General features: G+C 61.8%; 27 protein-coding genes and 2 pseudogenes. 22 read left to right on the top strand and 7 right to left on the bottom strand.

Features of this window, described 5'->3' with window-relative positions; translation table 11 throughout:
• The first annotated feature begins 8 nt into the window (after positions 1-8).
• Positions 9-1,514: a hypothetical protein gene (locus BF95_RS15390; RefSeq protein WP_152542751.1), complete on the top strand. Its 1,506-nt coding sequence runs from the start codon at positions 9-11 to the stop codon at positions 1,512-1,514.
• A gap of 4 nt (positions 1,515-1,518) precedes the next feature.
• Positions 1,519-2,484 (top strand): M28 family peptidase, encoded by a 966-nt coding sequence (locus BF95_RS15395; RefSeq protein ID WP_043152335.1) that lies wholly within the window; start codon positions 1,519-1,521, stop codon positions 2,482-2,484.
• 143 nt (positions 2,485-2,627) lie between these two features.
• Here BF95_RS15395 and BF95_RS15400 read toward each other — a convergent pair whose 3' ends face one another.
• A complete protein-coding gene (locus BF95_RS15400) occupies positions 2,628-3,530 on the bottom strand; it encodes a MucR family transcriptional regulator (RefSeq protein ID WP_043152337.1) in 903 nt (300 codons plus the stop codon).
• Between the two features lie 180 nt (positions 3,531-3,710).
• Here BF95_RS15400 and BF95_RS15405 point away from each other — a divergent pair, with 180 nt between their 5' ends.
• The 5 genes from BF95_RS15405 to BF95_RS27425 all read left to right on the top strand — a co-directional run bounded on the left by BF95_RS15405 (position 3,711) and on the right by BF95_RS27425 (position 6,904).
• A complete protein-coding gene (locus tag BF95_RS15405; protein WP_043152339.1) occupies positions 3,711-4,196 on the top strand; it encodes a hypothetical protein in 486 nt (161 codons plus the stop codon).
• Positions 4,189-4,851, top strand: a complete 663-nt coding sequence (locus BF95_RS15410; protein ID WP_043152341.1) for a hypothetical protein — start codon at positions 4,189-4,191, stop codon at positions 4,849-4,851. The genes BF95_RS15405 and BF95_RS15410 overlap by 8 nt, the downstream gene beginning before the upstream one ends.
• Before the next feature lie 81 nt (positions 4,852-4,932).
• Positions 4,933-5,595 (top strand): hypothetical protein, encoded by a 663-nt coding sequence (locus BF95_RS15415; protein WP_051520055.1) that lies wholly within the window; start codon positions 4,933-4,935, stop codon positions 5,593-5,595.
• 116 nt (positions 5,596-5,711) lie between these two features.
• Positions 5,712-6,530 (top strand): N-6 DNA methylase, encoded by an 819-nt coding sequence (locus BF95_RS15420; protein WP_235209781.1) that lies wholly within the window; start codon positions 5,712-5,714, stop codon positions 6,528-6,530.
• Positions 6,531-6,562: 32 nt separating this feature from the next.
• The gene (locus tag BF95_RS27425) at positions 6,563-6,904 is read left to right on the top strand and encodes a hypothetical protein (protein WP_152542753.1); all 342 of its coding nucleotides are present in this window, start codon (positions 6,563-6,565) and stop codon (positions 6,902-6,904) included.
• Positions 6,905-6,955: 51 nt separating this feature from the next.
• Here BF95_RS27425 and BF95_RS29310 read toward each other — a convergent pair whose 3' ends face one another.
• From BF95_RS29310 to BF95_RS15435, 3 genes are read right to left on the bottom strand one after another with little or no spacing between them, the layout of a single operon-like run.
• Positions 6,956-7,258, bottom strand: coding sequence for a hypothetical protein (locus BF95_RS29310; protein ID WP_235209782.1), 303 nt, complete (start codon positions 7,256-7,258; stop codon positions 6,956-6,958).
• An 8-nt stretch (positions 7,259-7,266) separates the two neighbouring features.
• Entirely contained in the window at positions 7,267-7,506 is a 240-nt protein-coding gene (locus BF95_RS29315) for a hypothetical protein (RefSeq protein WP_235209783.1), read from the bottom strand.
• Complete coding sequence (locus BF95_RS15435) at positions 7,496-7,768, bottom strand: hypothetical protein (protein ID WP_043152347.1); 273 nt, start codon at positions 7,766-7,768, stop codon at positions 7,496-7,498. The genes BF95_RS29315 and BF95_RS15435 overlap by 11 nt, the downstream gene beginning before the upstream one ends.
• A gap of 184 nt (positions 7,769-7,952) precedes the next feature.
• On the opposite strand from BF95_RS15435, the gene BF95_RS15440 reads away from it, so the two are divergent.
• The 3 genes from BF95_RS15440 (at position 7,953) to BF95_RS15450 (ending at position 10,532) form a co-directional block, all read left to right on the top strand.
• Positions 7,953-9,149 (top strand): hypothetical protein, encoded by a 1,197-nt coding sequence (locus BF95_RS15440; RefSeq protein ID WP_043152350.1) that lies wholly within the window; start codon positions 7,953-7,955, stop codon positions 9,147-9,149.
• A 93-nt stretch (positions 9,150-9,242) separates the two neighbouring features.
• The gene (locus BF95_RS15445) at positions 9,243-9,455 is read left to right on the top strand and encodes a hypothetical protein (RefSeq protein WP_043152351.1); all 213 of its coding nucleotides are present in this window, start codon (positions 9,243-9,245) and stop codon (positions 9,453-9,455) included.
• A 120-nt stretch (positions 9,456-9,575) separates the two neighbouring features.
• The gene (locus tag BF95_RS15450) at positions 9,576-10,532 is read left to right on the top strand and encodes a DUF5983 family protein (protein ID WP_043152353.1); all 957 of its coding nucleotides are present in this window, start codon (positions 9,576-9,578) and stop codon (positions 10,530-10,532) included.
• Positions 10,533-10,569: 37 nt separating this feature from the next.
• Here BF95_RS15450 and BF95_RS15455 read toward each other — a convergent pair.
• Positions 10,570-11,966, bottom strand: a pseudogene (locus BF95_RS15455) (DUF6880 family protein).
• The gene (locus BF95_RS28335) at positions 11,966-12,142 is read right to left on the bottom strand and encodes a hypothetical protein (protein ID WP_182914032.1); all 177 of its coding nucleotides are present in this window, start codon (positions 12,140-12,142) and stop codon (positions 11,966-11,968) included. The pseudogene BF95_RS15455 and the gene BF95_RS28335 overlap by 1 nt, the downstream one beginning before the upstream one ends.
• A gap of 132 nt (positions 12,143-12,274) precedes the next feature.
• Between BF95_RS28335 and BF95_RS29320 the strand changes: the two genes are divergently transcribed.
• The 11 genes and pseudogenes from BF95_RS29320 (at position 12,275) to BF95_RS15500 (ending at position 21,041) form a co-directional block, all read left to right on the top strand.
• Positions 12,275-12,886 carry a hypothetical protein gene (locus BF95_RS29320; protein ID WP_235209784.1) on the top strand — a complete coding sequence of 204 codons (612 nt, stop codon included), beginning with the start codon at positions 12,275-12,277 and terminating at the stop codon, positions 12,884-12,886.
• Positions 12,887-13,031: 145 nt separating this feature from the next.
• On the top strand, positions 13,032-13,943 hold the full coding sequence (locus BF95_RS29325; RefSeq protein WP_235209785.1) for a hypothetical protein: 912 nt from the start codon (positions 13,032-13,034) through the stop codon (positions 13,941-13,943).
• Positions 13,944-14,008: 65 nt separating this feature from the next.
• Complete coding sequence (locus BF95_RS29330) at positions 14,009-14,272, top strand: hypothetical protein (protein ID WP_235209786.1); 264 nt, start codon at positions 14,009-14,011, stop codon at positions 14,270-14,272.
• Positions 14,233-14,571, top strand: a complete 339-nt coding sequence (locus BF95_RS31115; RefSeq protein ID WP_443018376.1) for a hypothetical protein — start codon at positions 14,233-14,235, stop codon at positions 14,569-14,571. The genes BF95_RS29330 and BF95_RS31115 overlap by 40 nt, the downstream gene beginning before the upstream one ends.
• 95 nt (positions 14,572-14,666) lie before the next feature.
• Positions 14,667-15,869: an ATP-binding protein gene (locus BF95_RS15470; protein ID WP_051520058.1), complete on the top strand. Its 1,203-nt coding sequence runs from the start codon at positions 14,667-14,669 to the stop codon at positions 15,867-15,869.
• Positions 15,870-15,881: 12 nt separating this feature from the next.
• Positions 15,882-17,180: a hypothetical protein gene (locus BF95_RS15475; RefSeq protein ID WP_043152354.1), complete on the top strand. Its 1,299-nt coding sequence runs from the start codon at positions 15,882-15,884 to the stop codon at positions 17,178-17,180.
• Positions 17,181-17,192: 12 nt separating this feature from the next.
• Positions 17,193-17,411, top strand: a complete 219-nt coding sequence (locus BF95_RS15480; protein WP_043152356.1) for a hypothetical protein — start codon at positions 17,193-17,195, stop codon at positions 17,409-17,411.
• A gap of 312 nt (positions 17,412-17,723) precedes the next feature.
• Positions 17,724-18,195: pseudogene (locus BF95_RS15485) on the top strand (DUF736 domain-containing protein).
• Positions 18,196-18,281: 86 nt separating this feature from the next.
• Complete coding sequence (locus BF95_RS15490) at positions 18,282-18,563, top strand: hypothetical protein (RefSeq protein WP_043152358.1); 282 nt, start codon at positions 18,282-18,284, stop codon at positions 18,561-18,563.
• 72 nt (positions 18,564-18,635) lie between these two features.
• Positions 18,636-19,646 (top strand): DUF2493 domain-containing protein, encoded by a 1,011-nt coding sequence (locus BF95_RS15495; protein WP_043152360.1) that lies wholly within the window; start codon positions 18,636-18,638, stop codon positions 19,644-19,646.
• Between the two features lie 414 nt (positions 19,647-20,060).
• Complete coding sequence (locus tag BF95_RS15500; protein ID WP_043152361.1) at positions 20,061-21,041, top strand: DUF2493 domain-containing protein; 981 nt, start codon at positions 20,061-20,063, stop codon at positions 21,039-21,041.
• Between the two features lie 460 nt (positions 21,042-21,501).
• On the opposite strand, the gene BF95_RS15505 is transcribed toward BF95_RS15500, so the two are convergent.
• Entirely contained in the window at positions 21,502-21,729 is a 228-nt protein-coding gene (locus tag BF95_RS15505) for a hypothetical protein (protein ID WP_235209789.1), read from the bottom strand.
• Between the two features lie 640 nt (positions 21,730-22,369).
• On the opposite strand from BF95_RS15505, the gene BF95_RS15515 reads away from it, so the two are divergent.
• On the top strand, positions 22,370-22,696 hold the full coding sequence (locus BF95_RS15515; RefSeq protein WP_043152364.1) for a hypothetical protein: 327 nt from the start codon (positions 22,370-22,372) through the stop codon (positions 22,694-22,696).
• Positions 22,697-22,780 lie beyond the last annotated feature (84 nt).

The following is a 22,780-nucleotide window of genomic DNA, read 5'->3' on the forward strand; positions in this document are numbered from 1 at the left end:
AGCAATATGTGTGGTCGAGCTTTGAAGATGCGCAAGCCGCCCTGCAGCGGCTTGTCGAGCGCGCGCCTGATGTCGGGTTCCGTGTCGCGCTTGTCGGCGCGGAGATTGGCGACCTCGACTGGCAGATTCGCGAGAAGCTCCGCTTTGCCGACGGTACGTATCAACCGACACCCTGGCACGACGAACCTTGGTACCAGTCGAAGCATGAGGCGCATTTTTGCCATGTCTCAATGGAGCAGGCGGGTAAAATCGCATTCACCGAAAATGCCGCAAAAGGGGCAATGGATCGCCAACTGGTGATGTCGCCGGGTCGCTACCTTAACCGCTTCTTCTGCGAGCATCTGGACAACAACGCGATAGAAGGCTGGTGCGCCAGATTGTCCGTCCAGTTACAGGAGGACACGCTCAAGATAACCCAGGACGCAGACGAGATCGAAGACGTCTATGTCGGCGGCCCCAGCAGCTGCATGGCGCATACGGCGTGCGGCTTTGATAGCTCATGTCATCCGACACGCGTTTATGCCGGGCCGGACACAGCTCTCGCTTATATTGGATCGCGCGAGGACGCCAAAGCCCGCAGCGTCATTTGGCCAAGCCGTAAAATCTACACCAGAATCTATGGAGATGTCTCCCGTCTGACGCTATTGCTTGAGGGCGCCGGCTACACCGAAGGCAGCCTGAACGGCGCTCGCATCCGACGCATCGAGGATGATGACCATTTTGTCGTTCCGTATATCGACGCAGGTGGCGACCTTGCCGATGATGGCGAATATCTCGTTATCGGCCACGGTAGTATCTCCTGTGAGAGTACGACCGGGCTGGCAAACGACCCTTGGTATTGTCCGCATTGCGACAGTGACGGCAGTCCCTATGATTCAGTATATCTCAGTGGCGGTGGATATGAGGAATGGTGCTACAGTTGCTTCCACAACCACAGTAGCTTCTGTGAGCATAACGAGTGCCACTATAGTGACGACGAAAACTTCATCACCGTCTATGCGGACGACAGTTCGCATAGCATAATTGAAGAAGATGCAGTGGCGTTCGGCGCCGTCTATCTCGAAGATCGCTGCCAATGGTGGATCAGCCGTTGCTGCCGCCAATGCGATGGCTCCGGCGGTTGGTTCCACATGGAGGACCTCACCGAATATCATGGCGAATGGCTGTCCGACGACCATCTCCCCGAGCCGTTTGACGATGACGATACCTCTTGCGCCAATGCGCATATCCTTGCTTACCGCCAGTTCCACGATGAAATGGCGGCGATCCATGCGGACGTCGCCAAGTGGCAGGCCGCTGGCGAGCGCGCCCGAGCCGCAAGGCTAGAGCGTGAGCGAGACGAGGCAGAGCGCCTTCGTCGCGAAGCGCTCCGGCATGATGTCGATAAGCCGCACGATGGTTCATGCTCACCGGGCGAGAACCACCTGTCGCCTGGCATTCCCGGAAGCCGCTTTCCCGCCATCGCGATGACAGCGCCGCTATCGAGCGCCGCCGCTTCCCAAGCAGGAGCCTGATCCCATGACCTATCATCATGTTGCAGGCCGGACCGGCCTGCTCGAAATCCTGTCTTGGGCACGTCCTCATAACAGCCCCGTCGAACGCGCCTTCTGCCAGGAATATCTCGATCGGATTCCTGGTATGAAGGCCGATGCCTTCGGCAACCGGATACTGACCATCGGGGATAGACCTCGGGTGATGTGGAGTTCTCATGTCGATACTGTCGCTGCACGCGGCGGACAGCAGGACGTAGGCATTGATGAACTCGATATCGCCAGCTTGTGTAAGGGCAAGGCCGGCATGTCGCTCGGTGCCGACGATGGGGCCGGGATATGGATCATGCTCAACATGATCGCGGCAGGCCGCCCCGGCCTTTACCTGTTCCATCGCGGCGAAGAGCAAGGCTGCCTCGGATCGCACTGGATTGCGCGCAATACGCCGGATCTGCTGAAGGATATCGACGCAGCAATCGCTTTCGACCGTGCCGGCCTCAGCGACGTCATCACCCATCAGAGCTACGGGCGAACATGCTCGGACGCTTTTGCTGCTAGCCTGGCGTCCGCTCTCAATGACCTTAATCCAGGCTTCCGCTATCGGCCTGACGATACGGGGGTCTATACTGACACCAACGAATATGCCGGCATTGTCCCTGAATGCACCAACCTGTCGGTCGGCTATCATGGCCAGCATGGGCCGAGGGAAACGCTTAACGTCGACCATTGCGAGAAGCTGCTCGCCGCCATGTTGCAACTCGACGCTTCCCTGTTGGTGATCGAGCGCGATCCCTCGCTACAGGACGATGATCGCTGGGGTTGGCACGAAACGTATCGTGGCCAAGCTGGCGACCTCGCGGACGCGGTGGAAAATCCGCAATTGGCCGCCCGGATGCTGGAGCAGTGCGGCGTCACGCTGGACGACTTCCGGATGATTGCTTGGGAGGAAGAGATGAACGATGAAACAGGCTATCGCCCGCTCATGGCATCATGATGTCTGACGCTGGCTGGCAGAATATCCCAAAGAACAATCATCGCCTCGCATGCGTGATCAGATTTGCCTTTATGCTGTTGAGGCGCTCCTTCACCAACGAACGGACGAGGTGCGGCTTATTTTGGCGCACCTCGTCCAGGATATCATTTGGTCGGCGCTGGTGCTGCTACCTTAGCAGCGCCTTTGTCCTCCGCAGATGCGCGTTGCCTTGCGGCTTTCGGCTTAGCGGTTGCCGCAGCCTTTGGCGTCGCGGCCTTTCCAGTTGTCTCTTTCCCGGTAGCTGACTTGGCGGGTTTGGCCTTTGCAGGCTCTGATACTGCGGGTTCCAACGGCTCTTTCAGGGCCGCTGTCGGGGCCTTCGCAATTCGCGGGGCCGTTTGTACGCCCAGTTTCTTCCTGGCAGGCTTTATCGTCGCGGCCTCCGCTTTTGCGGGTACAGTCGCAGGTTCAGGCTCTGGCTCAGACGCCACGATTTCGGCCTGTTGGCTGGGTTTGGCAGCGGCCGCCTTGCCGCGGCCGCGCTTGGGCTTAGCTTCCGTCGAAACTGCCGGTGTGGCTTCGACAACCGGTGTCGCTTCGACAACTGGCGCCGCCTCTACCACGGGTGATGCTTCCTCCAACGGTACCGCATCCTGTGCTTTCGCGCTAACCCGCCGTCCAAGGCCGAGTTTTTGCGCGACGATGCGCCGCTGTTCCGAATAAGCAGGCGCGACCATGGGGTAATCCTTGGGAAGATTATAGCGCTCGCGATATTCGGCGGGTGTCAGTCCGTTGACCGCCAGATGCCGCTTGAGGGTCTTGTACGGTTTTCCATCAAGCATGCTGATGATGTGCTCGCGTGAACCAAGGCTCTTGCGGACCGAGACAGCGGGAACATGATCGGGCGCTACTGGCGGGGCCTCCACCTGGGCCTTTCGTTCCAATGCGTCGCGTGTCGCTTCAATGATCCCGGCAATCTCGCCGGCTGGAACCTGATTGTTGGAGAAATAGGCGCTCAGTAACTGCACCGTCATTGCGGTGAAATCAGACTGCTCGGTATCGGCCACGAAAGGACTCCCGGTTGAGGAAAACATGCCGGTTATCGCCGGACTGGAACTGCGCTGTAGCTAAGCGGGAATCCGCAGCTCATGCAAGGCGGGAATGAGTGACGGTCATACGGTCCGGTAAAGGGGAGGGGGTGAGGATGGAGAGATCGACTGGAGTCCAGTAACTACGAAAGGCATGTCATGGCCGACCGTGTGTCCGCGCATATCATGATAGGCGGTGTGCTTTCCCGCGCGCAATATTCCCTTCTCGTTCAGGCGATCGGCAGCGACAATGCGGCTGTAGATTGGGACGGAACGCCCTTCGATCCCGCCGATCTTCCCGTAAATAATCCTCTCACCTTGATGGATCACGAAGTGGCCAATGGATGCTTCGAGAGAATCGAAGAAAGCTGTCGACGTCTTGGCCTTCATTATGTCCGATGGTCGGGCGGATATGCGGGAAGCTTCCCCTCTGTCCGCGTCATTTACAAGGGCCATGGCGAACCGCGACACTATCTGACGACTGAAGATGACCAGCAGCTCTTCTCGATCGAACGCATTCGGGAATTGGGAAGCATCGTGGCAGTCGAAAATGACTACCAGCTTGCACGCCAGAACCCGCCGCCGCTGGTGCTCATCGATGAAGAACCAATCGATGAAGCCATGATGGAGCCGGTCCATGGGTGACCATTATGTTCAAGCTTCCTTTGCCTTCACCTGCATGGCACGTGAAGCTGCGTTGATCGAGGAGGCGTGGCAGCACGCGTCCGATCTATTGGGTGATTTTGCCCCGGGGGAACCGAGCGCTGAATTCCTCGCCGCCTTCATGCCGACCGATCTCGCCAATCCGTTCAACGGCCTGCTCGAAATCTTCGATGATCCCGACTTCCCGCATTTCGGGGCTGAGATCGAGATTGCGGGTGCAGCCAAATGCATCGTCGCCATCTATGGCACGACCGACTTCCAGCCAGGTCCGATTGCGGAACTCATCCGGCGCTGTTGCCAGGAGAGCTTGCAAACCGCGCCTGTTGGGTTCGACTGGAGCTATGGCTGTTCGCGCCCACGTCGCGACAGTTTTGGTGGAGGATGGTGTGCGATATTTGCCGATCATGTCGAATTTGCCAGCACCCAGGAGGAACTGGCGCGCCGGTTGGGCCGATCTGCAGTGACGCCACCGGCGGAGCCGCCTGATCCATGGATCGACTATCCACAATATCCTTCGGTCAATTGGCAGACCGAAGTCGCCAACGGCGATACGCGTCTTGGCTATCTCGACTGGGTTCTCGCCCGAACTGAAGCAGACCACAGCTTGCCTCCCTCAATGGAATCGCCGTTGGCCTGACGCACTCGCCCCTCCAAATCTGATCGAGCCATAGGGATGACATCATGACCGACGCTAACGCGCCGGGGCGCGTCCGCGCGCCTGTATAGCCAGACCGACCATGACGGACGCGGCAATTTCCATTATGAAGGTGATCTCTATCGCGCCGGCGAAGCGTTGCCATCGCTCGCCTCCCGGATCGAACGCCATCTCGCCCGGCATTTTACTGGCACCAGCTTTGCGATCCGCACCGAGACATTTGCTGGCGGACGCAAGGTCATCGCGGAAATCCTCGATACACCTGACGACCTCACCGTCCGTGAAGCGCAGGACGCCTTTATTTGCGAGGGGCGCGATCAAATGGAACGGTTCGGGTTCACGCGGACCAATCCCTTGCAGGATTTCTGGTCATGCAGTTTCTACGGTGAGGTCCGCATTGGCCAGGCCTATTGGGCAGCATTGGCAAAACGTCAGGGTATCCGCAATCCCGTCGATAGGGTCCTATCACTGGCGGCGTTCAAGAAGCGCGTAAAGGCGGGTGATCGGCTGAAGCTTCTCGACGCACCGTCTGGTCATCGACTGCTTGGAACGACCCGCGACATCACCAAAGTGCGCTCGGGCGACCTGATCCTCGAAGGTCGTTCCTACCTGTCCTTTCCCAGGGCCTCTGCCTTCGCCTGCGACGGCCGTCTGATCCGGATCGCCATCGGCTCGCAATATGGTCCTGACGATCATCTGCTCTACGAATGGCTAAGGGCTTCCTGAGCGCCATTCCTCTCCGCCGAAACGCCGGTCGGGCGCAAACAGGGCTTGAGAAGAAAGCCCGTCGCTGTTCGGCCCTTCGGCGCCGTTCCATCTCATCGTCAATTGCGGAGGCATTCGTGCACAAGCCGCATGTCAAAGCCATGGCGGCGCTCTTGCGCCGTAGCCAGCCGCGCCATGACCTCTATACCGTCTTTGGTGACTGCATGGAGGCGATGGCGATCGCCATGGCGAACAGTATCGACCTGCGCGCCCGCGAACCGCGCGAGGCTCGTTATCTGGATATTGTCGGGCGCTACCCGCGCGAAATCCTCGAATTGTTCCCGCAACTTCTCGCCGAACTGGTGCAGGCTCTCGAAGCCGGGCCTGGCGACTTGCTCGGCACCCTGTTCCACGAGCTTGACCTTCACAGCAAGGCGCGCGGGCAATATTTCACACCCTATGCGCTCAGCCGCTGCATGGCGCAGGCCACTCTGGGGAGTCGCGAAAATGTGGAAGCGATGATCGCGCAGCATGGCTTCGTGACCGCCATGGAACCAGCATGCGGCGCGGGGTCGATGGTAATCGCGCTTGCCGAGGCCATGCGCGATAACGGGCATAACTATCAGCGGCACCTTCATGTGACGGCGATCGATATCGATCCGCGTGCGATCCACATGGCCTATGTTCAACTCTCATTGCTTCATATTCCAGCACATCTCATGGTCAGAAACGCCTTATCGGGTGAAACATGTGACCATTGGTTCACCCCGGCGCATATATTGGGGGGATGGACCGCTCGGCTCGCCCTTCGCCAACGTCGTGAACCCGTGGCTGAGACCGCCCAACGCGCGACCACCGTCACCGCCGCGACATCACCATCACAAGGCGCCGTTTCGCCATCGCACGAACCACGGGCATCGCAGCGATCCATGCCGCGACAGTTGAGCCTCTTCTGACATTCTCACGCCTCACATCATAGGAGATTGGCATGTCCCGACATGTCCATATCGACGCCCTGGGCCGGATGACGTCCGCCACAGCAATCATAACTTTGGCCATCTGCGGACCGCGCGGCGGCATGCGCGCCGTCGAGGATATTTCGATCGATGAAGCCGAGAAAATGGTAACGCAGCTTCAGGCTGCGGTCGCTCATGCTCGAGCCGGGGCCGCCATCGCTCCAGTTGATCGCTTCATGCAGGACGTCATCGACCGGCTCGCCGATCAGGGGCTCGCGCTCGATCCTTCCTTCCGTACATGGTGTGCCGGCAATCACGGCCTGCTCAGTCCACGGCAGGCCGCTGAACGCTGGTGCTGCTGGCATGTTGCCTGACCGATCCTGCCGGTCGCGAGCATGGTCGGTTTCCCGCGCCTATGTGACGGTTCAATACAGGATGACGCCCGTCCCGGGAATGATCTGATCGAAAAAATCGAAGTCGCGCCGGTTGCCTGTCAGCAGGTCACAGCCGGTCGCCGCCGCCTGCAGAAACAGCAGGGCGTCGTTGAGCAGGGCGATCGAATGGGGTTGGCCAGAAAGCCTCGTGACCATGCCTGCCAGCATACCGGCCTCTCCGAACATGCGGGAGGAGGGCGCGCTGAGGCGATGCTCCGGGATATCGTCGATTGTCCGTCCCAGCGTCTTGAGGACCGACGCGGTGCGTTTGTCGGCCGGATCGAGCGCGCCCATCAGATGGGTCATCTCGCAAGCGCCACGCAGGAATGATTGACGATCCGGTTTTCCAGCAAACAGTCTACTTCAACCGGTGTCTTGCCCTGGAGCACATCAATATAGACACACGTGTCGAGCAGAAGCTCGCGGCCTATGACAGCTGCCTTGTGAACCAGCGGCAATGCCTCTTCGGGTCGTCGCGCCAGCCTGGCAGCAGATCGCTGCGGCCTGATCCTGCGCAACGAGGCCTTGCGATCAAATCCCAAGCGCAATGTCCGCAGGGATCGCACCCTTCCGGCTCACAAGCCTGGTTCCGAAATCATCTTCGAGCGCCACTTTGGCGAGCGCATATTCGACAAGATCGGTGGTCGAGGCGATGCCGCTGCGCATCTTGGCGCGATCGATGAGTTCGCGTGGCACGCGGGCGCCGACCGCGCTGTTCGTGCCCGACAGCAAACCCGCCGCCTTGGCAGCGGCCACGACCGCTTCATGTCGCTGAGACAGATGATCCTCGTGCTTCGTTGCCATCATGGCCTCCTTTCGTTGAACATATACGCCAGTTTGTAAAACATACAAGCCGCCGTCGTACCTGCCGCCGCCGGTCGGGGTCTCGTGAACCCGATATCGCGGTGCGCGAAAGGGAAGGGAGGGGCGGAGATGTGACAGGGGCGGTGAAGCACCTGTCGCTCTGCATCTCAAGGAGACGATTTCCATGGCGACCCTTGCCCCCATGAACGAAAGCCCCCGCGTCACGGCGCCCTATCGGATCGATGTCTCGCGCGGACGCATGAGCAGCCGCGTATCGTCCGAGTGGTTCTCCCGTCCCGACGACGAGAAATATCTCTCGCTGACCAGTCTCTATGATGCCGTGCGCGGCCGCGCGGACCGTGCGACCACGCGTATCGTTGAAAGCCGGTCGATCCGGGTCGAGGCGAAAAGCGACAATCCAGAACGGCTGATGCTGGTGGCGCCTGGCGATGATCGACCGCTTGCACCCACCAACTGGTCCTTTGGCCAGGTGGCAAGTCTCGTCGGTGCTCCGGCTTCCTATCTGCGCCAGCTTCCTGCCGCGCTTGCCGGCATCAACCTGCAGCATGGGTTGATCAACCACCGGGGCGAGCAGGTCAAACTGCTCCAGACCGAGAATGGTCGCACCGAATTGCGGGCGGCGACCGGGTCGGAATATGGCAGGATCTTCGACTGGGAACTGGTCCAGGCGGTGATGGCCTTTGCCGGCGATGGCGTCGGCGACACGCGCTGGAAGGTGCCCGGAACGATCGACTGGGCCGGCATGACCTATAACCCGCATGTCGATATCACCAGGGAGACGACCACGCTCTACGCATCGGACCGGGACATTTTCCTGTTCCTCGTGGACGACACGCACCCTATCGAGGCTGGCAAACTTCCGAATGGCGATCCCGACCTTTATTTCCGAGGGTTCTACGCCTGGAACAGTGAGGTCGGGTCCAAAACCCTCGGGATCGCGACCTTCTATCTGCGCGGTGTGTGCGCCAACCGGTGTCTGTGGGGTGTCGAGAATTTCGAGGAGGTCAATATCCGCCACTCGAAATTCGCCGGCGCCCGTTTTGCCCATCAGGCCGCGCCCGCGCTCGAGCATTTCGCGAACTCCTCGCCGTCGCATTTCATCTCCGGCATCAAAGCCGCTCGCGAGCGGATCGTCGCGCGCAAGGAGGAAGAGCGCGAACCCTTCCTGCGCAAACGCGGCTTTTCCAAGGCCGAGACGGCAAAGATCATCCAGACCGTGCTGGCCGAGGAAGGCCGTCCGCCTGAATCCATCTATGATTTCGTCCAGGGCATAACGGCGCTGGCCCGATCGAAGCCGCATCAGGACAGCCGCCTCGATCTGGAGAACAAGGCCAGAAAGCTGCTCGAACAGGCGCTTTGAGGCCCGGCGCCGCCGCTCTCATGCCTTCTCCACCTCCCTCCTCGCCATCCCGGTCATTCGCCCGGGTGGCCATCGTTATGAAAGGATGCCGCCATGCGCGCCCATTCGTCCCCGCCCCTGCCGCAATTCATCGTCGACATCGCCTTCTTCAGCGGCGGCGAGCGATATGCCACCGAGACTTACACCGTTCCCGCATCCACCTGGTTTGCTGCGGAGCAACAGGCGCTGCAGATGTCGGTAAACAGCGTCTATGACGATGCGCGCATTCCTGACCTCAGCCGAACCGCCACTGTCCGCACGGCCTGATCATGCTCTGCGATCAATTTCGATGACAGCACTTGCGAACCGGAATCCTGGGACGGGTGTGCCGATCCAGCCGCTGTCCGAACCGTGGGCGCCGTGCCACCTCCCCCTGGAGCCATCTCCATGACCCGCTACACATTATCCCATCTCGAAACCGCTGCTTGTCTTTGGGAAGCGGTCCTCGAACTGCGCGATCGGCCAGAGACCACTCCCGATGCAAGCAGTCTGGCGCTCGCCTTGCGCAAATGCGTCGATACGCTCGGTACAGCGGCGCTGCGTCTGATCGTGGTAGGCTGGGTCGATGCGGTCGAGGCTGCATGGCGCACCGTCGAAGGCGAATATCCGTTGTCGTTCGATTGGGATTTCGTGCCCCGTTGGATTGCCGACATGATCGACTGGTCAGTTCCGCGCCGTCCCGTCATTCGCGCAACTGCGCCGGTTCGGTACGTCAGATCGACGTCGTTTCCACCTATAGGATATGACGCACCCCCCCCAACCGCGATTGGGACCAGCCATGAGGACCATCTGGCGATAGAGGTCCACACTGCCGTGATTGAACATCGGCATGGAATGAATATCCACGTCGCAGTCGATGCGACGGCTCTCGATGTGGAAATCGCTGCTTATTGCCGTGAATATTGGAGCGAGATCGACGACGCGCGCGACCCGGATAACCTGTCCGACACAGAGGCGATATCAAGCTATTTCGAATGTCATCCGTCGGAAAGCTGCACGAAGGATCGCATACGTATTGCGCCCGTCGCAAATCCGTCTCCCCTTGCTGCCGGATCGATCGAGCAGGGTCGCTATTGCGTGCTGTCGACCGCCCATCTCACGGTCTATACTGCCTCATGTCTCGATAAATGGGCGTCCTGGCCGCCCAGCGACCGACCGATCGATATTGCGGCTTCCGTTTATGGCTGGTTCGTGCCGACGCGTGCCATCAATCCTGATCGGAGCGCGCAGTTGCCGCAGGATCTGCTGCGGCTCATCGCCTTTGGCCGCGAGCGCGGCTTTCAGTTCCTGCTCTTCGACTGTGACGGCAGCGACATCGACGGGTTGCCGCTGCACGATTGGTAAGGGGCTTTCCGACTGGTCGGCTGTGGCTTTCAAGAAATTACGCGAATTTACCCGCGACCTGATTCCAGAAGCCGATCTTGCGTCCATGCACCTTGCGAAGATCGGCCAGCCAGTCATCATGCGGTACGACATCGACATCGCCTGCGATACGGTCGGCCAAATCCGTCGCGGCTGCAAAGTCCCGCGCGGCATAGGGGTAGTATTTCGAACTCGCCCGGTCGAGCACGCCAGTCACCAGTCGGCGATAGAGCAGGGTGGCCCCACCCGGATCGGCCTGAGCCAATGCCTCGGCGGCGGGACGGAGAACATCGTAAGTCCGGGCTTCCAGCTCTTCGAGCCTTTCCCTTGCCAGCCTGCCCGCGCGCTTGAGATCGGGCCAGGCAATGAGGAATTCCAGTGCCGATGTCGCTCGATCATAGGTCATGGCCTGATCGAGAGCCTGCCTTTCCGCAGCGACATCCTCGAAATCAGGCAAAGCCTGAGCCAGTCGCGCAACGCCTGAGCGTCGAGCCAGCGGTCGAAGATCGCCTTGCGCTGCGCCTGCACATCGTCCCTGTGGCCCAGCGTCTCAAAGGCGCGTAATTTGAGATCGGCGAGTTCGCGCTCGTTATGGCTGCGCTCAACCGGTGCGTCGATCCAGTCAAGGGCTTCTGCCGCACGACCATGTGCGATCAATCGGGCGGCCACCTGCGCATTGAGTACGGGGTTGCGACGATCGGGATCGACAGTTGCAATATAGGCGTCCACATCGCCGTCGAGGTCGGCGAGTTTGGGTAGCAGCCAGCCGACCTTATAGTCGAACTGTCGCCGGTCATTCCCTGTCTTCGCCGCCTGCCGCTCAAGCAGCATCCCGCGCAAGGCTGCGCGGCCCTTCTGCCCCAAGGCTGGAGAAGCCGCTTCCGGCAGATCGTCGAAGACGCCATAACCGTCGCCCTCGACAAGCATCAGAATGTCACCTGCCAGCAGCTCGACATCGGACATGTCCGCCTGGCACCATAGTCGGCCAAGATCCTCACCGCCCTGCCGGAATATCTCGCCAAGCGACCCGCTGCTGTCGTCCGACCTTTCGAACACCGGCTCGGCAAGGCTCAGGAACAGCCGCATGCTATCGATCGCCTGGCTCAGAGAGTGTTCGGCCAGCGGCCCCATGATCGCTTCGCGTAACTGATCGAGTTCGCGCGCGAGTGCAGGGGCCTTGTCCCATTCGACGAACCCGCGCGAACGCCGGATGGTCTTCAGTCGCTTGTCGATCTCGTGGGCCAGCGCGCCGCCATCGTGCCTGGCCGCCAGTTCCATGCGGACGGCGCGGGCGAATATGGCGTCACGCTCCGCCTGGGCCAGGACAATCCGGGCAAGGCGCGCTGGTCCCAGCGCTTCGATCGCCTCGAGCGTCATCCTGCCGGTGCCGCGTTTACCACTGCCAGAGGTCGCCATCAGATGTCTTCACCTCCCGACCGTCCTGCCCCCTTGACCAGCGCAAGCAGCATGGCGTGCAGCACCTCTTCCGCGCGCTCGCGCCGCGCCGGATCGGCGGCGGAAATGTCCCGGCGTATCCAGTCCGGCAGGCGGCGCAGAAAGTCGGTGAGTTGCGAATCCAGATCCTGAGGCATTCCCTGTCCTTCGCAGTCCGGGACCGCTGCCGCAATATCGGATGCATAGTGGCATCCGCGGCCCTGGAAGACGAACGGAGGGGAGGGAGCGGGGCGGGGTGAGGGTTCCAGTCCGGACCCAGGGAGATCACCATGCCCCTTCCCGCAACGATCCATAGCACTGTCAGTCCGGACGCGATCCGCCGCGCGTCACGCCTTTTTTCAGGCGACAGCCGGGACTGCCTTCATGAGATGTTCCAGAATGCCAGGCGCGCCGGTGCCACCTGCATCGCGGTCGATCTGACCGAACAGGATGGCCGATACCTTCTGCACATCCGCGATGATGGCTGCGGCATCGATGATCCCGCCGCCCTGCTGATGCTGGGCCATTCGGGCTGGGGCGATGACATTGCCCGCAGCGAAGACCCGGCCGGCATGGGCATGTTCAGCCTGGCCGGCCGCGCGGTCGAAATCCAGTCCTTCTCTCCCTCTGCGGGCACAGCCTGGAAAGTCCAGATTCCGGCAGACGCATGGGACAGCGGCGCGCCGCTTGCCATCGCCCCGGCCATGATCGGTTGGGGCACGCTGATCTCGATCGAACTGCCGCCCGACTGGAAGCAAGGCTTGTCTGCGGTCGTCGCCGATGCAGCCCGTCACTATCCCTTACCGGTCACCTTGAACGAAACGCTGCTGCCCCGCGAAGACTTCCTCAAGGACGCCATATTTGTCGAAAAACGCCTGCGGCTGCCGTATCGGTGTCTATGATCGGGATCCTGATTGGCCAAGAGACCAACGCATCAATTTTCACGGGCACCGCGTCAAATGCGCCTTGCCGACGGTGCGGGAAGAAAAGGATAGCGGCAGTCTCTGGACGGTCCGGATCGATATTATGGATGCGCCGGAAATTCATATGGTTCTGCCGGCGCGCAAGGAAGTTATCGACAACGCGGCATTGAAGGCCCTTCACGACGCTGCCGAGCAGATCCTGTACAAGGCCATAGCGACCCGGCCAGACCACCGGCTGCCTTTTACCGCCTGGCAGCGAGCCTGCGAGCTGGGCGTCACGCTGCCGCAAGCGCGCTCAGGGCTGGCGATCTGGCGGCCGCAGACAGCCGACGACTGTCATGGGCGCAGCAGCCGCATGATCGCTCCTGAAGGCGCAATGCTGATCGTGCCGGCGCTGGAGCCCGATATCGCGCAGGCGCTTGCGCTGGCGCGGGGCAAACCGCCCATCCAGGACGTGCAACTCGTCGAGGCGGAAGACGCGCTGCAAGGCTATGCCTGGTATGACAATCTCCCGGTGATCAGGGATATTTCCCTGCGCATCGACCGGGAAGGCTCCGTGCATCGCTATGACGACGATATGTGTCTCCCCGCCGATTTCGCTTGTGGCCTGGTCGACCGGATCGTCATCGACCTGCCGGTTTGTGAAACCGGTCGCACGGACGCGCCACGCAGCGTCCATTCCATCGAAATCCCGGCGCTCGTCTGCCGCAATGGCGGTTGGGATATTGAGGAGGCCATCATCCTGGCCACGCGCGATGATGGTATCACCCCGGACAGACTGAGCCGCATGATCTATGCGACGATCTTCTGTGGGGCTGATGATGGCGACTGCGACAGCTGGGACACCCAGTCGCGATCCTTCGAACGCGAGGCGCGGCAGCACGCTACGCATATCCTCCTTGGGGAGGACGCTGCCACCCTGGAAGCCATCAACATGAGCGCATGGGATAATCTGAGCTGGCTGATCCCGCTCGATCGCAAGATCGTCATTCACGCCGAGCGCGGTGCCATCACGGTCGATTTCTTGCCGAATTGAAAGGGCGCCTGAGTTTGCTCGCCGCGCCTGTCACCCCTGTCCCAACCCAATCAAGGAGACCGGCCATGCGCCGCTTCCCCGTCTGCGCCTGTTCGACAGCGCATCTTCCCCGCGCCGAGAATGACGCCATCGACCGGCTGATCCAGCACGCGCCGCGAAGGAGCGGCCGGATCATCGTCAATCATCCGATCCTGTCGATCGAGGCCCACCAATATGGCTTCTGGGTCCATCTTGCTTCATCGATGACTGGCCCGATCGCCCCGATGGGCTTTCGCCTGAATTCTGGGCTTTGCTGTCGGACGCCCGCAAGGCTGGAGCGAATTGGCTGAGCTTCGACCGTGATGAACCGCCTTCCGATCGGTTCCCGGTCTTCGCGGCCGGGCAGGGGGAGGCAACGGGCGACGCCGGGAAATCGGTCAATGCCGCAAACCCCGCTGCCAGGATCACGATCCGCTGTTCTGCATGTGGCAGCGCCGAGGTGATGCGCGATGCCTGGGCGCGCTGGGACGATGATGCCCAGGACTGGGCGCTTGGCGCTGTCTTCGACGCAGCTTTTTGCGAGGCCTGTGAAAAGGACGCCACGCTGTCCCAACAGCCGCTCAAAGGATGGCAGCACAGCCATTCCTGATTGCCAGGCCGCCAGGCCACTTATCGCGTCAAGCCCATTCCCTCGACCAGCATCTCCGGCCGCTCTGCGCGACGCCGGGTGAAGAAGGACATCAGATGACCATCGCCAACCATGATTTCACCCGTGACACGAAAGTCCCGCTCGGCCGCTCTTCAACGGGTCCGCTCGAACTGGATCTCGGCAAGCTGATGTCGGGGCGCTGTCTGATTCAGGGATCTTCGGGTGCGGGCAAAAGCCAGACGCTGCGCCGGATCATCGAAGAAGCCTTCGACTATCTCACCACCATCATTGTCGACCCGGAAGGCGAGTTCGCCAACCTTGCTACGCATATCGGCGCAACGACGGTCATCGCGCGCGAATATGCCAATGATGGTCTCACAGCGCTCGCGCTGCGAACGCGGCAGCATCGTATCGCCCTCCATCTCGACCTTACCGATCTGGAGCCCGATCATCGTATCGAGAAAGCGGCGGCCTTCTTTGCGGGCCTGCTCTCGACACCGCGCGAACATTGGGCTCACACCGTGCTGGTATGTATCGACGAGGCGCATCTGCTCGCGCCACATATGGCAGCCTCGGCCCGCGACGCGGAGACCCGCCGTCTGGGCGTCGCCACCTTGACGGATATGTGCGCGCGGGGTCGCAAGCGCGGCATTGGCACGATAATCGCGACCCAGCGTCTCGCCAAGCTCGCAAGTTCGGTGGTTTCCGAACTGCACAATCATCTGATCGGCCTCAATGTCTTCGACCGCGATGTTGCGCGCGCTGCCGATCTTCTCGGGTTCGGCAGCGACCAGGCGGCGCTGCTGCGCCAGCTTCCGCCCGGCGAATTCTTCGCCTTTGGCCCCGCGCTCGCGGCGATCCCAGTGCTGGCGAAGATCGATCCCACGATCACCCCCCATATCGGGCGCACGCCCGATCTCGTCGCTGCCGCCGATCTTGATGCCGATGAAAGCCGGACCCTGCTCGATCTTGACACCCTGCGCGAGGTCGCGCCGACCAGAGGGAACCAGGTGACCATGCGAGGCCAACGCGCGCTCGACGCCTTCCTCCTCGATCCCGCCGCCCCCGCCGCTGCACGGATTGTCGGCGCGCTGGGCAGCATAGCGCCCAACGCCACCACGGCGGACGATCTGGTGCGGCACCTTGCCCTGCCTGCGAACGATATCGATGCCGGGCTCGACCTGCTCGCCGCGATCGGTGCGTCCGACACCATGCCGCGCGGCGATACGCGGATCGCGCGGCTGTCTGCCCGGTTGCGCCTGCGTGTCGTCGATACGCCCGTTATCGGCCTGGTCTGAACGGAGAGTGCCATGAAAGAGACAAGCTTCGATCTCGACGCTGAAATCGTCGAACTCACCCCGTTCGTCCCTGACCAGCAAACGGGTACAACCGCGCCACTTGCCGAACTGGCTTTCCGTGCCGACGCATGGCTCCCCGATGAAATGCTGCGTTTGCGCGCCGCCTTCGCCGATGACTGCACGCTAGAGGAGATTGCCACAGTGCTGGGCCGATCGCGTGCCAGCATCGCCACGCGTATCTATGATCTTGGCCTCCGCCGAAACTCGCGGCGATCCTGGATCGCGTGGGAGGATGAGGAACTGGCGCGCTGCTATATGCACGAACCAACCGCGACACTGGCTGCCCGCCTAGGCCGCGCTGTCAGCGCCCTCTATGCCCGTGCGCAACTGCTCGGACTCTCCGAGCCCGGATCGCCGCCCTATAGCGGTTGGGAAGATGCACAGCTTCGCGCCGGGTACGCCAAGGGTGTTCCCGTCGCCCAGATTGCCAGCCTCATCGGCCGTCCCTTCGCTGGCGTCATCTCCCGCGCTTCGGCGCTGGGTCTGCGCCATGCCTGCCAGCCGGACGACTGGAGCGACGCGGAAATGGCTCGCGCACTCACACTCGCGGCCACAGGCGTGCCCTATGTCGTCATTGCCAGGGCGCTCGCTTCTGAGGGATTTCCGGCCCGGAACAGTCGCAGCCTTGGCCAACGCCTTCGCAAACTGGGTTACGGCAGAGGGTGGGGCAGGCCGTGGACCATCGAGGAAGACGAACTGCTGCGCCACGCCTACGCTACCGGGGCGAGCCTTACGCCCCTGCGGGAGCGGCTTGGCCGCAGCCCGCATTCCATCCGCTGGCGTGCAGAGGCGCTTGGCTTGCGCGGCACGCATGTCCGCCGCGACGGGTTTCGACAGGGACCGGTCTGGACGGCCGGGGAAGAAGCCCGGTTGCGAGCGGATTATGGCAAGGTCCCGACACGGGACATTGCCCAGAACCTTGGTCGCGGTGTGCGCGCTGTCCTCTATCATGCCAATCGCCTGGAGCTCGTGCATGGCTTCATGCGCGCGTTCAGTACGGACGAGGATTGCGCCATCCGCAACGCCTGGACCCATGGCGTCTCAATGGTTGATGTCGCCCAGGCGCTTGGCCGCGATCCCGCCGTCATCGGTAAGCGCGCCGCACGTATCGGCTGTCGGTTCAACGATCCGGCCAGACCGTCCCGAGGCCCCAGGACCCGGCGGGCAAATCGCACACCCGTCACGCTTCAAAGCCTGCTTGCACTTAAATCCGCTGAGGCGGTCGATGCAAACCGGTCAATCGCTGCCTGAACCTATTCCAGCATGGAGGCCATGATGCCCTCGTCCGATCTGCCCGCCCGGTTGTCACCTTGCCGGCGCCGCTTATGCTCATTCGATCACGCCTATAAAATCGCCCTCAATCTTCGGCGGGACACCGGCATCCCGCATTATGTCATCCGCGGGATCGTACCCTTGCAGGCCTATCGGGTGACGACAAGGCCGCCGGCCTGGCCGGATCGCTGGCTGGCGATGGCGGCATGATCTCACCATGCGCACCGCTACCGCTATTCACCCGACCGTAGCCCCACCGCGCCTTCAGCCTCGCGCGCCATCCACCAGCGCTGCCCCCGGCAGGGCTGTATTGGCGACCCGTCCTGCCGGGGTTTTGCGCTGAATTGTGGGCCGGTCGCAGGGCTGCGCGTGGCGGAGGGGCGAGCGTCGCGCGGGAAGGATGGGGAGCGCTGTCCTCCGGGCGGGCGGTGCGCGGGGCAAGGGCGGGACAGAGAGGAGAGAAGGGACGGGGAGGGTGTCGCCGGAAAATGGATTTCGAGCGACATTCGAAAGGTCAAGACGATGAACATCGGTGAAATCTTCAATCAGAACGGCCGCCTGACGGGCTCGATCGCCACTCGCACGATCGATCTCCCGCGCATCGGGCTGCGCAAGGTCATGAGCGAGAATGAGAAGGCTCCGGTCTACGAGATCCTTGCGCTCAACGTCGCGCGTCGCTGGGTTCAGGTCGGCGCACTGTGGGAGGCTGCGTCCAAGCGCACCGGCGAGGTCTTCCTTGCCGGCAATATCGACGATCCCAGCCTCCCTGAACCGCTGCCGATCGCGCTCTTCCCGGCCGATCATGGCGGCTACATGGTCGCATGGCGGCGCGACRCCATGCGCTCCGACTTCGGGGGGCAGCATGGGGACCAGCCGCACCAATTATGACGATCGCGGTTCGCGCGACGAAGGCGGCTTCGGCGACAGCACCGCAGGGGCTGACGGCGARCTGGCCGGTGCGGGTGCGCCGTTTGGCGAGGAGGACCCGTTCTGATCACCCGTTGATCGGAACCCGTTCCGGCCGGGGAGGTGTCAGGCCTYCCCCGGCCCTTTTCCTTTCTTCGCATGAGGAGACAGTCCATGCCGCTTCCTTCTTTTCATGACATCGCGCCGCTGTCCGATCTCTCGGCGCTCTGCGCCGCGATCATGGCCAGTCCCGCTATCCGGGATCTGCTGGCACCCCAAAACACGCTTGCGGTCCGCTCGCCGGAGATACCTGGCGGCGTAACATGCGGCGAGATCATCGCTGCTATCTATGACCTGCTCGAAGGCACGCCCTTTGCGCCCCATGCGGCGCAAATCGTCGATGCCGTCCTGACGCGCTCAGCCGCTTTCGCCAGCGTACGGGCGAACATGCACTGATCGACATAATGGGGCGGGACGCTTTTGCGCGTTCGCGCCCCTGTTTCCCTTTCCATGATGAGGAGAAGTCCCATGACCCACGACCATTCGCACAGTATCAACCACTTTGCAGACCTGCCGGCGCTGTTTGCACAGATGACGGCGACACCGGAATTCAAACGCGCCTTTGGCGACCCCATCCCGCTTTCGATCATCGCGCCGGGCGACGAGCCGGGCGAGCATGATATGCCCGAACCGCTCCACGCGCAGGCCGATTGCGCGGGTGTGATCGCCACAATCTTCGATCTTTTGACCGATACCCGCCTGGACGCGCTCGCGTCCGAGATCGCCTGGGGCATGGTCAACAGCTTCCACTTCGTCGCTGGCAAGCTTGAACGACAGGAAGACATGCTGGCTCATGAGCTGCGCGATATGATCCGGCGGATCGAGCCTTCCGAGGTCTTCAACAGCGAACTGGAGGAGAAACAGCTCCTGTGCCAGTCGCTGACCGAACAGCGCGAGGCGGTCGAGTGTATGCGCGATTATGCCGCCGAAACTTTCCACGTGCTATCGGGTCGTCCCTGGTCGCCGGCGCGTGGATCGCGCGTCTCGAAGGCCGCTACCGCTACGCAGGTGTCGATACAGGATTTCCTGCGCGCCCGGGAACTGGCCGAACGCGAGCGGTACCGTCCCCGTGGACCGATCGTTATCGCCTCAGGCCATGCGGAATGGCATGACTGGCAATTGCTCTGGGATCGGCTCGACACGATCCTCGAACGTATCCCGCATATGACGCTGGTGACGACTGCGCAGCGCAAGGGCTTCGACGCGATCGTGGCCTCTTGGGCTGGCAATCGGGAGGTGCAACTTGTGACATATTCGCTGACGGGGTCGGGGCGCGGTGCGCCCTTCGCCCGCAATCGCAAGCTTGTGGACCTGAAACCCGTCGAAGCCTTGCTGGGTGAGGGATCGGGTATTCAGGCCAACCTTTATCAGGCCCTGCGCAAGGCCAGTGTTCCGATTCATGCCTTCCGCAAGGCCGAACAGGTGCCGGTCGAAAAGGTCTCTCCGCCCCAACGCAGCCGACTTCGCCGCGCCGCCTGACATAACATCGTTCGCATTTCGTTCGGGGACAGCGCTACGCGCGCTGTCCCCTTTTTCATGGAACAGATGCTAACCCTGGCGATGAGGGCAAGCGTGGCTAGCTCTCTCCCGCAAGGGCAGCGCCTGGAGGCACCCAGTTGCGAATCAGGGGCATCGAGCCCCAGATTCGCAACGCCTCTTCTCTCTCTCAAGAATTCCAAGGGTGGCACGGGACCGCGTCGGCCTCAAGGACGACGGGGCCCCACCATTTTTCGGGGCGGCTCAGGCGCCGCGCTTCTCACTCGACCATGGTGGCCGCCCAAAAAATCGTGACCCCCATCGCCGGCTGCGCCGGTCGCGTTCCGCGATCCTTGACCCCGCCGCTCGGGGCCCGTGCCCAAGGGGGAACCTCTTTCGTTTCAACAGGAGGTTCACATGACGAAGATCAACCAGTCTGACCGCACATTTTCCGACATTGCTACATTCATCACGCAGGAGACAGCGGCCACCACCGACGATTTCCACACCGCCTTCGCGTCCGATCTCGATGGTGTCCGCATCGGGCGAGGCGGTGAGGAGATGGCGACCGATATGCCCGATCCGAGGGAAGCCCAGCTCGCCGTCGAACTGATCGTCACGACACTTTTCGATGTCCTGCGGGAGACGCGATTGGAACCCGCCGCGCAACGCCTGGCATGGGGTATCGTCAACAGCTTTCATCACGTCGCCGACCAGTGGGAGGGCCAGGCCGACAAGGCGACACGGCAGGTTCAGGACCTGCTGCGTCGCGCCGATGGCAGCGAAATCCACAGCGTCGAACTCGAGCAGGCACGCTACGAACTTGAATATCTCGACGAAGCTACCGATGCGCTGCGGTGCATGCGCGACCATGCCGCCGACGTTTTTCACGCCGAAACCGGGCGGCCATGGTCCGCGCCGAGGGGCTCGCTGGTGTCGAGCAAGCGCACCGCGTCGGTGATTGCCGCCACCGATTTCCTCGCCGCCCGTCGCCAGCGCAGAACCGACGCGCACAACCCGCAGGGACCCATCGTGATCTTCTCAGGAGGCGCGGAATGCTGGTTCGACGACCGCCTCATCTGGGAGAAGCTCGACGAAGCCAAATCCCGAAATCCGATGATGGTGCTGGCGACGACTGCGCAGGACAAGGGGTGCGACGCCATGGCCGCAGCGTGGGCAGCGTCGCGCAAAATCACGCTCATAACATTCCGGCTCAGCGCAAAGCTTGGCAAACGGGCGGGGTTCGTACGCAACGAGCAGATGGTCGGATTACGTCCCGTCGAAGCGCTGGTCTGCGAAGGATCGGGATTGCAATCGCACCTTGCGCGACTGGTCAGGGAGAAGCGTATCCCGGCGCGGTTTGTGAGGCTGAGCGATCAGGAATGGGAGGCGCAATGATGCCTCAAGAGGATCGGTCCGGTTTACCGGGCCGATCCTCATTTCTTTTTTCGAGCGCAGCACTCGCCCCCGCTCAGGGACCCGCAAGCGGGCCCGTCGCGGACGCGATGCGGAACCGCCAGCGCGGTCCCGGCCTCCTGCGCGCGGCTTCGCCGTGCTCGTCGCAGGGACACCCTTCGGGTGCGGTTTGGAAGGGCTGGTCGTCGCGGAAACGTCCAATGTGACGATCAGAGGAGGGGAGGGCAGTGGCGAGGGATGCCTCCTGTGGCATTGTGATCGGGGAAGGTCGGCGCAGGTGAAGTCTCGCCGATATCCGTCGGTGTGGCGACCGGGGATGCTTCATCATTATCTGATTTGCGCCGGAAGACCGCATCGTCATCCTGCGCTCCGATACCGACAGGACTGGGTTCCTTATGCTCCACCCCTGCCGGTTATCATCAGATTGCCGCTTCGCGGCGGGTCAGGTCACTGGCGGCAACTTTTTCAGGGCCGTCAGCGCTGCGCTGCCGCCAACCCGGATAGCCTGTGTCAGAAGTTCGCGAAACTCGCGCTCCGTCAGGGTTTCTATCGGCACATCGTTCACCATGGCCGCATATTTGCCGCGCAGAGCGCGGCGGGCGGTTTCCAGATCTTCCGTCAGCTTACGCTGACGTGTTTCGAGATCGGCAAGCCGATCCCTTTCGGTCATCTTTGGCATTTCCATCGTCCTTCCCCGATGGCCTGCCCGTCACACGCAACTTTGCCATTTCGACGGGCCAAAGCAAGAGTGGCTTGCCCCTTACTGCGGAACTGGCGGGGTGAAGGGCGCGCCGACGAGGCGGCGATGAGCCTGTCGTTAAATCCCCTGAAGAAGGTAATCCCGCTCGCGGGACCGGCCCTGATGCACGTCCCCCTTTTTTACATTCTGGGAGAACAAGCCCATGAGATTTACCCCTCGATCCACCTCAATATCGACCCCTGAAAACCAGCAGAAAGGTAGCCCCGCGCCTACCGGCACGAGGCTGCGCAGCGCGAGCGCGCTGCGTAAGGCGGGACGCACGGCGCAAGGCCGTATTGTAATGGACCCTACGCACGGGTGCTGCGGGCGCATTATGCCCTGAAAACATCGAGATAAGTCTGTATCACATGTCACACGTCGAACCGGTGGGCTGTCGTACGCGGAACACAGGGCTCACACGGGGCCACATATCGTATTGAAATGACTTCGGGAATTTCGTGATACGCGTCGTACGCCATTGCGGATCCCAGAATGCTGTGACGGCAGGTCACCGCCCGTTGAATCCTGGCCGAATTCATGGTCTTTTTGCCGCGGCAGAAAGGATAGCGCCATGACGGAATTGAACGAGGAATATATCAGCGACCTCCGCCGGGCGGTGGTCAAGGCCATCTGCGAAGTGTCGGCGCAAAGGCAGCACTCTCCGGAAGCGGGGAAGGGGGACACACTCTATATCGGCTCAGCCGAAGTCTGTCAGATGCTCACGATTTTGCTGGCCGAGTTTCTGGAGGGCGTCCCTGGTCTCGATACGCCCAGTGAGGTGCGGCGCATGTCGGACGTTGTAGCCAAGAAGATCAGACTGGGGATCGGCGAAATCCGTCGATACCGCGACGAGACAGGCGGAACGCCGCCGCCGTCCATCATCATCAGAGGCAACTGATTGAGCTGCTCAGCCTGTTCCTGTCGGCACATATCCTCAGCGCTCAATCTCTGGATCAATCTGGTGATAGGGCGGCTTGCGCCA

It is taken from the genome of Sphingobium sp. Ant17 (genome assembly GCF_000588875.1).
In the GTDB taxonomy this organism is placed as follows: Bacteria; Pseudomonadota; Alphaproteobacteria; order Sphingomonadales; family Sphingomonadaceae; genus Sphingobium.